A 13,282-nucleotide genomic window follows, 5' to 3' on the forward strand; every position below is an offset into this window, starting at 1 on the left:
GTGGTGCGCCCCGGGTCAGGACACTGAGAAACCGGTCTGTGCAGGCGTGACGAGGGGGACGGAGCCCACGAGGCCGAAGCCGGGCAGAAGCACCTCGACGTCCTCGGAGCCGTCGAGGGCCTCGAAGACGGCGAAGGCCTCCGTGAGCCCCTCCTCGGCCTTCGTCGACACGACCGTCGGGTGCTCGGACAGGGCCTGGAGCGCAACCCCTCGGGACAAGGACAGGAGCCGCAGGCCGGAGGGGACGAGGGAGCCGCCCTCCGTGGTGAAGGCCCCGGTGGACGTGAGCAGCTCGGTCCCCGCGCCGCGGGCGGCGACGCGCACCACCGTGTGACCGTCGACGACGGAGACCGGGCCGACGAGCACCTGGGGCTCGACCGGGGAGGCGGTGGCCGCCGCGGTGACCGCCTGGGCCTCGAGGCGGCTCGAGACGTTGCTCGTCACGACGGCGGCGGTCGCGACACCCAGGCCGCCCACCGCGACGGTGATGAGGCGTCGTCTGCTCAGCATGGTTACCTCCTGCACGACCGGGCACGCGGTGCGACGCGCCTCCGGCTGATCGGGTCGATGGCTGTGGTCGGTGCTGCGGCGGGACGGCGGCTCATGAGGCTCTCACCCCGTCGACCTTGGCGCACATGGCGCCCACGGCCCCGCGGGACAGGCAGGTGTCGAGGGCCTCCTGGCTCGGGCAGATGTGCCCCAGGACGGGTTTGCCGTAGCCCAGCGCGGTGGCCCACACCTGCTCAGGCGCGTCCCAGGGCACGCCGATCATGTCCCAGTGAGAGGCCCAGGTGGCCGCGCGCCCGTCCTGGATCTCGGGGGCGTAGAGGTAGCCCCAGGTGCGGAAGCCGGCGGCGCGCCAGATGTCCGCCAGCCACGTGGCGTCCCCGTAGAACTTCATGACGGTGCGCGCCGGGTCCAGCCACGGCAGGTAGGTCGTGTGGGAGGCGGCGGCGTACTTGGGGTCCACGAACAGGACGTGGTTCTGGCCGTAGGCGGTCACGAGGTCGTCCAGCCTGATGAAGGGCTCGCCCTCTGTCGTGTGCCGACGCACCTGCTCCCACGTCATCTCGGAGACGGGTGTGGCCGGGGCCGAGGGGTCGACGCCCTGGAGGTCGCGGTTGTGCACCCCCACCGGCACGCCGTCAGAGGTGAGGGAGAAGCTGAACTCGAGAGCCTCGACGCCGCGGGTGGCGCACTCGGTGTAGGCCCTCAGGCTCATCTCGGGCCAGTCGGCGGAGCCGCCTCGGTGGGCCACCATCCAGCCCTTCGTCTGCGACATGAGGCTGGAGACGTCGACCTTGACCGGCGGGGTCACGGTGACCTGAGCGCCGGCGGTCACCGCGCCACCCGCTCCGATGACCTTGAGCCCGATCACCTGGTCCCCCTGCCCGCTCGTGGGGGCGGTGGAGGCGGCGGGTGCGGCGGCGGTGGCAGCGGTCCCGGCGGCAGCGGTCAGCCCGATCGTGAGCCACGCCGTCGTGGCCAGCTGGGTCCCCTGGGTCAGGGTCGAACCTCCCTGGGTCAGGACGGCCCGCAGCGTCGACCATGACGCCGTCGTCGAGGCCTGCCCGGCGTGGATGACCTGGTCGGTGCCGACGACGAACTCGTTGAGCGGGGCGAAGGCGGTGCCGTGCTGCTGTGCGACGACGATCCCGGCCGGGGGCGTGGTCGGGGCGGTGGCGGTCCAGCCCGCGGTCGAGGGCTTGGAGCCTTGGGCCACCCCGCTCACGGCCAGGAGCAGACCCCGCTGCCGCGAGAGGTTGCCCGCGTTACCGCCCCACCACGTGCTCAGGGAGACGGTCTGGGCCTTGGAGGCCCAGGTCCATGCCACGAGCCCTGAGCGGGACCGGCTGGCGGAGCCGTCGGAGTAGACGTGAGACCAGCCGGAGGGCAGGCCTCCCTTGCCGACGTGGCCGAACTGGGAGCAGGTGATGAGCAGGACGAGGTCCCCGGCCTGGGCCGAGACCTGGAGCGCGCCCCCAGAACCGGCGCGGGCCTCCGCGTAGGCGGCTTGCCTCACAGTGATCATGGCAGGTGTCTCCTTTCAGGGTGCCACAGGTTGTTCCGGCCTCAACTGGCCCAGAGGTGACCAGTCCACGAGTCTTTGGCAATCCGGTTCCCAGGTCAACGGAGAGCCTCCTCACGCAAAGCGGGTTCCGGCTCGATGGCGCGCAGGCCGTTCCATGCGAGATTGGCCATGTGGGCGGCGACCTCCTCCTTGCTCATCGTGCGGTTCTCCAACCACCACTGGGCGGGCATGGCCACGATTCCGACAAGCATCTGCGCGTACAGGGGGGCGGTGTGCGGGTCGAGGTCGTGGGCGGCGAACTGTGAGGCCAGGAGCCCGGAGACCTCGATCGCGACGTCGGACAGGAGCGTGGAGTAGGTCCCGGCCGCGCGGTCGGAGCCCGAGGACAGGATCCGGAACCCGTCGGGGGAGTCCTCGATGTACGTGAGCAGCGCGAGGGCGGCACGCTGCACGATCACCGACGACGAGGAGGACGAGCCCAGCGCTCCGGTGATGGTCGAGGCGATCGTGGTCAGCTCTCGGTCGACGATGACCGCGTACAGCCCCTCCTTGCCTCCGAAGTGCTCGTAGACGACCGGTTTGGACACCTGCGCCCGGGCGGCGATCTCCTCGATACTCGTCGCGTCGAAGCCCTTGAGGGCGAACAGGCCCCGGGCGACGTCGATGAGCTGCTCTCGACGTTCGCCCGCACTCATGCGGGTGCGTTTGCCCGCCTTGGCCGACATGACTGCCATCATCCCTTCTCTTCCTGACATTATGCAGGGAGTCCGCGCGGGCGCCGCGGCTCAGCCCCGGCACCCCGCCGCTCGTGAGACACTGGGCGGGCGCCGCCACGGGTCCCGGGGCGGCGGTCCGCCCTGGTGTAGTGGCAGCACGCAGGCCTTTGGAGCCTTGAGGCCCGGGTTCGAACCCTGGGGGCGGAGCGTCGGGGTGCGCCCGTCCTCGGTCTCGGTAAGATGAGCCCGTCCCGAACGCCCGGCAGCCAGGGCGCGAGAGAACCAGCGAGAAGAGGACCCGTGGCCCCTACCTCCCCCGCCGCCGTCATCGTCATGGCCGCAGGCAAGGGCACCCGAATGCGCTCGGCGACGCCCAAGGTCCTGCACGAGATCGGGGGCCGCAGCCTCCTGTGCCACGCCGTGGCCGCCGCGCAGGGGCTCGACCCGGAGCACCTCGTCGTCGTCGTGCGCCACGAGCGCGAGGCCGTCGTGGCCCACCTGGCTGCCCAGGCCCCCCGGGCAGTGGCGGTCGACCAGGACGAGGTCCCCGGGACCGGGCGTGCCGTGGCCTGCGCCCTGGCGGCCCTGCCCGAGGACCTGTCGGGCCCTGTCGTCGTCACCTCCGGGGACGTGCCGCTGCTCGACACCGCGACCCTCGAGGCGCTCGTCGCCCAGCACGTCGGGCGCGGTGACGCCGTGACGCTGCTGACCACCAGCCTGGCCGACCCCACCGGCTACGGCCGGGTCCTGCGGGAGCCCGACGGCACGGTGCGGGCAGTGGTCGAGCAGCGCGACGCCTCCCCCGAGCAGCAGGCGATCACCGAGGTCAACGCCGGTGTCTACGCCTTCGACGCCGCCCACCTGCGTCGGGCGCTGGAGACCCTGGGGCGAGACAACGACCAGGGCGAGGTCTACCTCACCGACGTCGTCGAGCGCGCTCACGGTGCGGGCCTGCCCACGAGCGCCCTGGTCGTGACCGACCACTGGCTCGTCGAGGGGTGCAACGACCGCGCGCAGCTCGCCTCCTTGGGGGCCGAGCTCAACCGCCGGACCCTGGCGGCGTGGATGGAGCTCGGGGTCGGCGTGGTCGACCCGTCCTCGACCTGGGTGGACGTCACGGTCGAGCTCGCCCAGGACGTCCTCCTCGAGCAGGGGGCCATCCTGCGCGGGCGCACGCGCATCGGCCAGGGCGCTCGCGTGGGCGCCTACGCCATCCTGACCGACGTCGACATCCCGGCAGGCGCCGTCGTGGCGCCCTTCGACCGGCTCGACGGCGACGTCCCGGGCACGGGGCGCTGACGCGGGTGACGGCTCCAGCCACCCGCACCGATGACAGCCGCACCTGCGGCGGGAGGGGAACCACGTCATGACCGGCATCATCAGCAGGGGCGAGAAGCGCCTGGTCATCGTCTCGGGGCGAGCGCACCCGCGACTGGCACAGGACGTCGCCTCCGAGCTGGGCACCGAGGTCCTGTCCTCGACCGCCTACGACTTCTCCAACGGGGAGACCTACGTCCGTTTCAACGAGTCGGTGCGCGGCTGCGACGTCTTCGTCATGCAGTCCCACGGGGACAGGGTCAACGACTGGCTCATGGAGCAGCTCATCATGGTCGACGCCCTCAAACGGGCCTCGGCCAAGCGCATCACCGCGGTCGCCCCCTTCTTCCCCTACGCCCGTCAGGACAAGAAGCACCTGGGGCGCGAGCCGATCAGCGCCCGGCTCGTCGCCGACATGTACAAGACCGCGGGCGCCAACAGGCTCATGAGCGTGGACCTGCACACCTCCCAGGAGCAGGGCTTCTTCGACGGCCCGTGGGACCACCTGTGGGCCCAGCCGGTGCTTGTCGACTACATCCGCGGGCGGGTGGACGTCGGCAGCACGACGGTCGTGTCCCCCGACGCCGGACGCATCCGTGTGGCCGAGCGCTGGGCCAACGCCCTGGGAGGCACCCCCCTGGCCTTCGTCCACAAGACCCGCGACGTGACCCGCCCCAACGAGTCGGTGGCCAACCGCGTCGTCGGGGACGTCGAGGGCCGCTCCTGCGTCCTGGTCGACGACATGATCGACACCGGCGGCACGATCGCCAAGGCCGTCGCGGTCCTCCTGGGCTCCGGGGCCAAGGACGTCATCGTCGCGGCCACCCACGGCGTTCTCTCGGGTCCCGCCGTCGACAGGCTGTCGTCCTGCGGGGCGCGAGAGGTGGTGGTCACCGACACGCTGCCCATCCCCGAGGCCAAGCGCTTCAAGCAGCTGACGATCCTGCCCATCGCCCCGCTCCTGGCCCGGGCCATCACCGCGGTCTTCGACGACGGGTCAGTCACCTCCTTGTTCGAGGCCCAGGAGGTCTGAGCACCCCTGGGAGGTGCCTCCGCGCGGCGTCCCCGACGTCCCTCTGACCTCCCCTGAGGCTCCCCGGGAGCCTCAGGGCGCCTGCCCGAGGCTCTGGGCACGCCCGGGCTCGCCTGCGCGGCCCCCGGCTCGTATCCGTCCTCGGAGCCGACCCCGTCCACCTGGGCTCGCCTGCGCGCGGCCCCCGGCGGGCCGCGTCGGCCACGGCACCCCATCTCCACGGCAGCGGGGCCCCACCTCCGGGTGGGGCCCCGCTGCCGTGTCCGCCGTCCCCTCCGGCCCGCTTCGCCAGGCGCTCGCCACGTCCTGCGTTCTCTCCGGGCTCCCGTGACCGCCACCTCATCAAAGGACCTGAGCCGTCACAGTTGCGTCACGAATATGAGGAGAATCCGCGGATTCTCAAGAAACCGGGTTTTCAGTGCTGAGAACTCGCTTGCGATGAGATGTACGCTCGCCGTGTTGTTAGCGGACCCCCTGAACCGCAGTTCCCACGGAAGAGGACATCCCCCATGCAAACCCTTGCCCCCCGCAGGGACTCGTCGTCAGGGCGCTCGGCCCTGGCGATCGTGTGTCTCGGCCTTGTGGCTCTCGTGCTCGGCCTCGTCGTCCCGGTCCAGGTGCAGGCGGCCGTCAACTCCCGGATCACGGTCTCGAACCTGGTCCTGGTCAGGTCCGACATCGTCGGCGCCGTCTCGAGCGGATACCTCACCAACGACGACGTCGCCAGGCTCACCTTCGACTGGGACGCCTCCCAGGCCGACATCGCCTCGGGCGACTCCTTCTCGATCAACCTGGGCACGTACTTCAACAACCTGGAGTACCCCAAGACGACCGAGATGAGCGTGTCCTACAACGGCCAGGAGGTGGGGATCGGCACCTGCGAGCTCACCCAGAAGGAGCTGACCTGCACCTTCAACGACAAGGTCGATGAGCTCAAGCGCGCGGGCTTCGGCGGCTTCAGCGGCACCGGGAGCGCCCTGCTCAAGGTGACCGGCACGACCACGAGCGAGACGGTCGACTTCTCGGTCAACGCCTCTCAGACCGTGTCCGTGGACCTGCCCGGCGAGGGCGGTATCCGCGCCAAGGGAGCCGCCACCTACTCTCCGGGGCGCTTCTCCAAGGTCGCTGCGCTCATCAACTCCCAGTCGACCGGCACGGTCTGGGAGATCAACTACGGCTCGGCCTACCTGCAGGGCCTGCTCAAGGACTCCGACCAGGCGCTGGTCCTGGACGGCTCGACGCGACAGACCATCACCTTCACCGACACCCTCGGCGCGGGCCAGGCCTTCAGCACCGACCTGTCGAGGTGGATGTTCATGGTGCGCAACTCCGCGGCCGAGCCGGACCTCACGGGTGTCCCGGTCGTCGACGCCGCGGGCAAGGACCTCAACGCCACCTACGGCGACTTCGACATGTCGGTGTCGATCGACGGGCAGGTCGCGACGATCACGGTGACCGGCCCCTTCGCCCAGGACACGAACTACAAGGTCTACTACCCGGTCACCTTCACCTCGGAGACCGGCAAGGCCCTCGTGGGCGTCAAGTACGCGAACAGCGCCACTGTCGCCGGCTCCGACTCGGTGGCCACCGCCACCCGCAGCTACATCAGCTCGGTGTCGATCACCGTCAAGATGGCTGCCGGGTACGGAGGCTTCGGGGTGACCAAGTACCTCGAGGGCTCCGGCCTGGCCGAGGTCGCCGCCGGCACGACCTTCGACGTCAAGGTCGACTACACCCTGCCTGCGGCGGCGAGCGTCTACGCCGCCGAGGGCTGGACGGCCCCGGGCACGCTCAACGCGGACGGGACCACGGGCTCGACGACGATGAAGGTCGTCATCGGCGAGTCCAACACCTACCCGGGCACCTTCCCCAAGGGCACGGTCGTCACGCTGAGCGAGGACACCTCGACGGCCTCGACCTCGGGCCCCTACTCCTGGGGAGAGCCCGTCTTCTCCGTGGGCAACAAGGCGACCTCGACCTTCACCGTGGGTGACCAGACCTCGACGGCGGTGTCGCTGACGAACACGGCCACCGCCCTGGGTACCTTCGAGGTGGTCAAGACCGTCTCGGGCGCTGAGGGCGCGGCTGCCAAGGACTACTCCTTCTCCTACACGTGCACCGACGGCCAGTCGGGCACCGTGTCGGCCAAGGGTGACGGCGTGGCGGTGCCTGCCGGTGCGTCCTTCGCCCTGGGCACCGAGTGCACGCTCACCGAGGACGAGGCCTCGGCGGCCATCGAGGGCTACACGCTGAGCGCCCCGGCCGCGCAGACCGTGACCATCTCCTCGGCCACCACCCCGGTGACCGCCACCTTCACCAACTCCTACGCCAAGGACGAGGGCGCCTTCTCGGTGGCCAAGTCGGTCGAGGGCGGCGAGAGCTCCTTCGCGGCGGGCACCTACGCCTTCACCTACACCTGCACCGACGGGTCCTCCGGCACCCTGAGCGTCCCGGGCGACGGCACGGTCGTCACCTCACCGGGCATCACCGCCGGCGCGACCTGCACGGTCTCCGAGGACGCCGCCTCGGCGGCCAAGGACGGCTACTCGGTGGCCTCGACCCTGTCGGCGGACACGGTCACCATCGTCAAGGGCCAGACCTCAGCGGTCACGGCGACGAACACCTACACCCGTGACACCGGCACCTTCACGGTGGCCAAGGCCGTCACCGGCGACTACAACCCGTCCGAGGCCGACACCGTCACCGTGCGCTACGAGTGCAACGACCCCCAGGCCACGAGCGGCTCCCTCGAGCTGGGGATGAACGGCCAGCCCGTCGAGGGCCCGGTCGTGCCGACCGGCACGACCTGCACGGTCTCCGAGGACGCCGCCTCGGCCGCCCGCGCCGGCTTCGCGGTGGCGACGAGCTACTCGTCGACCGCGGTGACGGTCGTCAAGGACTCGACCCCGGCGGTCACGGTCACCAACAGCTACACGCTGCTCACCGGAGGCTTCACGGTGTCCAAGACGGTCGCCGGCGACGGCGCCGCCCTGGCCCCGGCGGAGTTCACCTTCGACTACACCTGCACGACCGCGGCCGCCGGCCCGGACGTCACGGGCACCCTGACGGTTGCCGCCGGGTCCTCGGCCTCCGTGACCGACCTGCCCGTGGGCTCGTGCACGGTCACCGAGAGGACCGCTGGCGTGGAGGGCGCCGAGCTGGAGACGACCATGAGCGTGGACGGCACCGCCGTCGACGGCGCCAGCGCCACCGTGGAGGTCACCGAGGGCTCGGGGATCGAGGTCGCGGCGGTCAACACCTACACCCTCGAGCGCGGCGGCTTCGAGATCGTCAAGACCGTCGCCGGCGACGACGCCCAGACCATCGCGCAGAGGTCCTTCACCGTCGACTACTCGTGCACGAGCGTCGAGGGCGAGCGCACCGGATCCGTCGAGGTTCCTGGCGACGGGACCGCTGCCGCCGGACCGGCCGACCTGCCGGTCGGGGCGACCTGCACGCTCAGCGAGCGCGCCACGTCCGCGGGTGTCGACCAGTACGACGTCGTCATCCCCGAGGCCCAGACGATCACCGTGGCCAACCCCTCGCAGGTCGTCACCGCCTCCTTCACCAACACCTACACCCGTCACACCGGCTCCTTCGCGGTGACGAAGTCGGTGTCGGGAGCCTCGGGCCAGGCGGTCCAGGACAAGGAGTTCTCCTTCACCTACACCTGCTCCGACTCGAGCACCGGTGAGCTGACGGTCAAGGCCGACGGCACCGCGGTGGCCGGACCGACGCTGCCCACGGGCACCGAGTGCACGATCACCGAGGACACCGCCTCGGCCGGGATCGACGGCCACACCCTCGTGGCCCCCGAGCCCCAGACGGTGACGATCACCGACAAGGGTGAGGTCGTGACCGCGTCCTTCACCAACACCTACACGCCCAACCCGACGCCCACGCCGTCGGCCACGCCCTCGGAGTCCCCGAGCGCCCAGGCCTCTGGGACGCCCACCTCTGAGCCGGGCTCGCCGGCCGCCTCCCTGGCCCGCACCGGCGCCTCGATCGCCGTGCCGGTGATCATCGTGGTGGCCTTGCTCGCCGGTGGCGTGATGCTCCTGCGTCGTCGCCGGGCCTGAGCCGGCGGCGGGCCTCCCACCTCAGAGGCGGCCCGCAGCCGCAGGCACGAGGGTGGCCCCCTGCTCCCAGACGGGAGCAGGGGGCCACCCTCGTGCTCGGCTCTCTTGCCCCGATCGAGGTGCAGGCCGCAGTCAGCTCGCAGGTCTCGGTCTCCAACCTGCAGCTCGTCAAGTCCAGCCGCAGCGGGGTCGACGCCCCCGGCCAGCGACTGACGGCCGAGTCGACGAGCTCAAGGCCGCTGGGTTCACCGGCTTCAAGGGCAAGAGCCAGGCGCTCCTCCTCATCACCCGGTCGACGACCGCCGAGGCGGTCGACATGACCGTCAACGGCTCGCAGACGGTCTCGGTGGACCTGCCCGGCACCGGTGGGATCTCGGGAGTGGTCCCCACGACCTACGTCCCGCTGCGCCTGAGCAAGATGTCCTCCGTCATCGGCCCGACCTCGTCGATGGTCTGGGAGGTCAACTTCGGGACCCCCTACATCACCCAGCAGCTCGCCGCGGCGGGCACCCCGATCACGGTCGACGGCTCGATACGCCAGACCATCACCTTCACCGACACCCTCGGTCCGGGCCAGGCCTTCAGCACCGACATGTCGAGGTGGGCGATCATGGTGCGCAACTCCGCCGCCGAGCCGAGCCTGACCGGCATCAGGGTGACGAACGCGGCGGGCACGGACCTCAACACGACCTCCGGCGACTTCGACATGTCGGTGTCGATCGACGGGCAGGTCGCGACGATCACGGTGACCGGCCCCTTCGCCGAGAACACGAACTACAAGATCACCTACCCGGTCACCTTCACCTCCCAGTCCGGAACCGCCTCGGTGGGCGTCCACTACGAGAACACGGCAGCCCTGGACGGCACGGCGGCCACTGCGTCCTTCGAGCGCAACTACGTGGAGTCCTTCAAGGTCACGGTGGACATGGCTGCCGGGTACGGAGGCTTTGAGGTCCTCAAGACCCTGACGGGCTCCGGCCTGGACTCCGTGCCGGCGGGCACGACCTTCGACGTCACGGTCGACTACACCCTGCCTGCGGCGGCGAGCGTCTACGCCGCCGAGGGCTGGACGGCCCCGGGCACGCTCAACGCGGACGGGACCACGGGCTCGACGACGATGAAGGTCGTCATCGGTCGGACGAGCACGTACCCGGGCACCTTCCCCAAGGGCACGGTCGTCTCGCTGTGCGAGGACACCTCGAGCGCGTCCCCCGCGTCGGCGGGCTACTCCTGGGGCACCCCGGTGTTCAAGGTCGGATCGACGGCGACCTCCACGCTCACCGTGGGTGACCAGACCTCGACGGCGGTGTCGTTGACGAACACGGCCACCGCCCTGGGTACCTTCGAGGTGGTCAAGACCGCCTCGGGCGCTGAGGGCGCGGCTGCCAAGGACTACTCCTTCTCCTACACGTGCACCGACGGCCAGTCGGGCACCGTGTCGGCCAAGGGTGACGGCGTGGCGGTGCCTGCCGGTGCGTCCTTCGCCCTGGGCACCGAGTGCACGCTCACCGAGGACGAGGCCTCGGCGGCCATCGAGGGCTACACGCTGAGCGCCCCGGCCGCGCAGACCGTGACCATCTCCTCGGCCACCACCCCGGTGACCGCCACCTTCACCAACTCCTACACGCTCATCCCGACTCCGACTCCGACGCCGACGCCGACGGCCTCGGAGTCGGCCTCGGAGTCGGCCTCGGCCATCCCGTCAGAGTCTGCCTCGGCTGCCCCGTCGGAGTCGGCGTCGGCCGCTCCGTCGGAGTCTGCTTCGGCTGCCCCGTCGGAGTCGGCGTCGGCCGCTCCGTCGGAGTCTGCTTCGGCTGCCCCGTCGGAGTCGGCGTCGGCCGCTCCGTCGGAGTCGGCGTCGGCCACTCCGACGGTGTCAGCGACGGCCTCGGGGTCGGTGTCGGCGGGTGCGTCGGAGTCTGTTGTGCCGTCGGCGGGGGCGTCCTCTCCGGGTGTGGTCCGTGCGCCGGCTGGTGGGTCGACGTCTGGGTCCGCGGTGTCGGGCGGGTCGTCGTTGGCGCGGACGGGGGCCTCGGTGGTCGTGCCTGGGGTCCTGGCTGTTGTGGCCCTTGGGGGTGGGGGCGTGTTGCTGCGTCGTCGTCGTCGGGCATGAGGTCGGCGGGCCTGGGTCGCGGGCTCGTGTGATGGGTGGCTCCGTCCGTGTGGACGGGGCCACCTGTCGTCTCCGGGGCGCCCACGGCCCACGAACCGCAGGCGCCGACGGGTGAGACGAGCGGAGCAGGTGGGAGATACGGAGCCGGAACACATCCGGAACGGATCCGGGACGTATCCGTGACGTTCCCTCCTGCGGCGCGCCCCTAGGCTGATGGACGGGCGTTCCCAGGCGCCCTCCCCGTCCCGAAAGGCTGAGTGTGCCTCATCCGTGCCGTCGGCTCGTGCCGACCCTTGTCGTCGTCCTCCTGTGCCTGCTCGCAGCGAGCCCCGCGCACGCCAGCACCGGGTACGGCTCCGTGACCGTGACCCACGTCGTCACGGGGGAAGCGACCGACCGTGTGACAGGCAACCCGTCGGCCACGGTGACGCTGTCCTACACCCTCCCCGCCGAGGCGAGCGCCTACCCGGGATGGCGCCCTCCCGGGACGCTGTCCGCCGACGGGCGCAGCGGCACCGCGACGATGAGCGTGTCGACCCTGCGAGCCGCCGTCTCCTCCGAGTTCCCTTCAGGGACGCGGATCGCCCTGGACGCGGTCACGCGGACCACGACCCGGGTGGCCTGGGGGACCCCGGTGCTCACCACTCCCGAGGGAGCGAGCGTCTCGGAGATCATCATCGGCGACGGCACGTCGACCACGCTGACCCTGACGAGCACAGCATTGTTCAAGCGGGGCACCTTCTTCGTGAGGGTCGGGGCCGGAGGCGCCTACAGCGCCCTCCTGGACGCGAAGAGCTACAGGTTCACCTACGTCTGCGACGACCCCGAGGGGACCAGCGGTGAGATCGTCGCGACGCGGGCGCAGAACACCGCCTCGCAGGTGTGGGTGCCCCTGGGCACCGTGTGCACGGTGACCCAGGACATGGACGCGGCCCAGGTCGTCGGCTACGACCTCGACACCGTCCACTCCACTCCGCGTCCCGCGGTCGTCGAGGCCGTCATCAGCTCCGAGAGCTCGGCCAGGGCTGCGCTGTTCTGGAACCTCTACGTCAACCGCCCCGGCCGGTTCTCGGTGTCCACGACGACGATCGGTGCGGACCTTGCCGCTGACTCCTTCACCTACCGGTACACCTGCCTCGATGCGATCGGCAGGACGCTCGTCTCCCAGGCCGAGATCACGGTCCCCGGTGACGGCTCGGTGGTGCTCAGTCCGGAGATCGAGGGGGCGGCGACCTGCACGATCACCGCCGACACCGACTCGGCCGCTCGTGAGGGCTACGACCTCGACGCCGCGCTGTCCTCCTCCACAGTGACCATCGGTGCCAGCGACGTCGTCCCGGTCACGGCGACGCTCACCTACACCCGCATCGCACCGGATCCCACCGCTGAGGCGACCACGGGACCGTCCGCTGAGCCGACCGCAGGGCCGAGCGCTGAGCCGAGCGCGGGACCGACCGCTGAGCCGAGCGCTGGACCGAGCGCAGGGCCGACCGCTGAGCCGAGTGCCGGGCCGAGCGCTGAGCCGAGTGCCGGGCCGAGCGCGGGACCGTCCGCTGAGCCGAGTGCCGGGCCGAGCGCGGGACCGTCCGCTGAGCCGAGTGCCGGGCCGAGCGCGGATCCGACCGCTGAGCCGAGCGCTGAGCCCGGTACCGAACCCACCGCCGAGTCGCAGGCCCCGGTTGCCCCGGAGGCTCCGACCCCGTCCGGGGCGGCGGAGCACGCGCCGGCGACGAGCCACGGTGGGCCGCAGGACCGGGGAACAGACGGGAGCCCCGCACCCGGGGGGCCCGCGACCCTGGCCGGCGCAGCACCGAGCGCAGGCGGGGCTCCAGCGTCACGGCCGGCCCCGTCTGTCCTGGCGCGCACCGGGCCCCAGTCGGTCGGGGCCGGGCTCACGGCAGCGGCCCTGCTCATCGTGGGCTCCGGCCTCGCGCGCCGTCGGCGCCCCGCCTGAGCCTGCTCGTCCACGCCCTCATGGGTCGGCGGGGCCTA

General features: G+C 71.2%; 8 protein-coding genes and 1 tRNA gene. 6 read left to right on the forward strand and 3 right to left on the reverse strand.

Translation table 11 applies throughout. The features are described from left to right. Positions 1 to 15: 15 nt before the first annotated feature. The 3 genes from EL245_RS10690 to EL245_RS10700 form a co-directional block, all read right to left on the reverse strand. Complete coding sequence (locus EL245_RS10690) at positions 16 to 510, reverse strand: hypothetical protein (protein WP_126383112.1); 495 nt, start codon at positions 508 to 510, stop codon at positions 16 to 18. A 91-nt stretch (positions 511 to 601) separates the two neighbouring features. Further along, the gene (locus tag EL245_RS10695; RefSeq protein ID WP_126383113.1) at positions 602 to 2,032 is read right to left on the reverse strand and encodes a glycerophosphodiester phosphodiesterase; all 1,431 of its coding nucleotides are present in this window, start codon (positions 2,030 to 2,032) and stop codon (positions 602 to 604) included. Positions 2,033 to 2,127: 95 nt separating this feature from the next. Continuing rightward, positions 2,128 to 2,757: a TetR/AcrR family transcriptional regulator gene (locus EL245_RS10700; protein WP_126384410.1), complete on the reverse strand. Its 630-nt coding sequence runs from the start codon at positions 2,755 to 2,757 to the stop codon at positions 2,128 to 2,130. A 126-nt stretch (positions 2,758 to 2,883) separates the two neighbouring features. On the opposite strand from EL245_RS10700, the gene EL245_RS10705 reads away from it, so the two are divergent. The 6 genes from EL245_RS10705 to EL245_RS10730 all read left to right on the forward strand — a co-directional run bounded on the left by EL245_RS10705 (position 2,884) and on the right by EL245_RS10730 (position 13,244). Then, positions 2,884 to 2,955, forward strand: a tRNA-Gln gene (locus EL245_RS10705). 93 nt (positions 2,956 to 3,048) lie between these two features. Then, positions 3,049 to 4,047, forward strand: a complete 999-nt coding sequence (locus EL245_RS10710; RefSeq protein ID WP_126383114.1) for a bifunctional UDP-N-acetylglucosamine diphosphorylase/glucosamine-1-phosphate N-acetyltransferase GlmU — start codon at positions 3,049 to 3,051, stop codon at positions 4,045 to 4,047. A 67-nt stretch (positions 4,048 to 4,114) separates the two neighbouring features. Next, on the forward strand, positions 4,115 to 5,098 hold the full coding sequence (locus EL245_RS10715) for a ribose-phosphate diphosphokinase (protein WP_126383115.1): 984 nt from the start codon (positions 4,115 to 4,117) through the stop codon (positions 5,096 to 5,098). A 509-nt stretch (positions 5,099 to 5,607) separates the two neighbouring features. Further along, positions 5,608 to 9,177: a DUF5979 domain-containing protein gene (locus EL245_RS10720; RefSeq protein ID WP_126383116.1), complete on the forward strand. Its 3,570-nt coding sequence runs from the start codon at positions 5,608 to 5,610 to the stop codon at positions 9,175 to 9,177. 316 nt (positions 9,178 to 9,493) lie between these two features. After that, entirely contained in the window at positions 9,494 to 11,290 is a 1,797-nt protein-coding gene (locus EL245_RS10725; RefSeq protein ID WP_126383117.1) for a DUF7926 domain-containing protein, read from the forward strand. 283 nt (positions 11,291 to 11,573) lie between these two features. Then, on the forward strand, positions 11,574 to 13,244 hold the full coding sequence (locus EL245_RS10730; protein WP_126383118.1) for a DUF5979 domain-containing protein: 1,671 nt from the start codon (positions 11,574 to 11,576) through the stop codon (positions 13,242 to 13,244). The last annotated feature ends 38 nt before the right edge of the window (positions 13,245 to 13,282 follow it).

Origin of the sequence: Actinomyces howellii (assembly GCF_900637165.1) — a bacterium.
Classification (GTDB): domain Bacteria; phylum Actinomycetota; class Actinomycetes; order Actinomycetales; family Actinomycetaceae; genus Actinomyces; species Actinomyces howellii.

Excerpts from the sequence above, each read along its gene's own strand:
- EL245_RS10690 (WP_126383112.1), bottom strand. The coding sequence starts at position 510 with ATGCTGAGCAGACGACGCCTCATCACCGTCGCGGTGGGCGGCCTGGGT.
- EL245_RS10695 (WP_126383113.1), bottom strand. The coding sequence starts at position 2,032 with ATGATCACTGTGAGGCAAGCCGCCTACGCGGAGGCCCGCGCCGGTTCT.
- EL245_RS10700 (WP_126384410.1), bottom strand. The coding sequence starts at position 2,757 with ATGTCGGCCAAGGCGGGCAAACGCACCCGCATGAGTGCGGGCGAACGT.
- EL245_RS10715 (WP_126383115.1), top strand. The coding sequence starts at position 4,115 with ATGACCGGCATCATCAGCAGGGGCGAGAAGCGCCTGGTCATCGTCTCG.
- EL245_RS10720 (WP_126383116.1), top strand. The coding sequence starts at position 5,608 with ATGCAAACCCTTGCCCCCCGCAGGGACTCGTCGTCAGGGCGCTCGGCC.
- EL245_RS10725 (WP_126383117.1), top strand. The coding sequence starts at position 9,494 with ATGACCGTCAACGGCTCGCAGACGGTCTCGGTGGACCTGCCCGGCACC.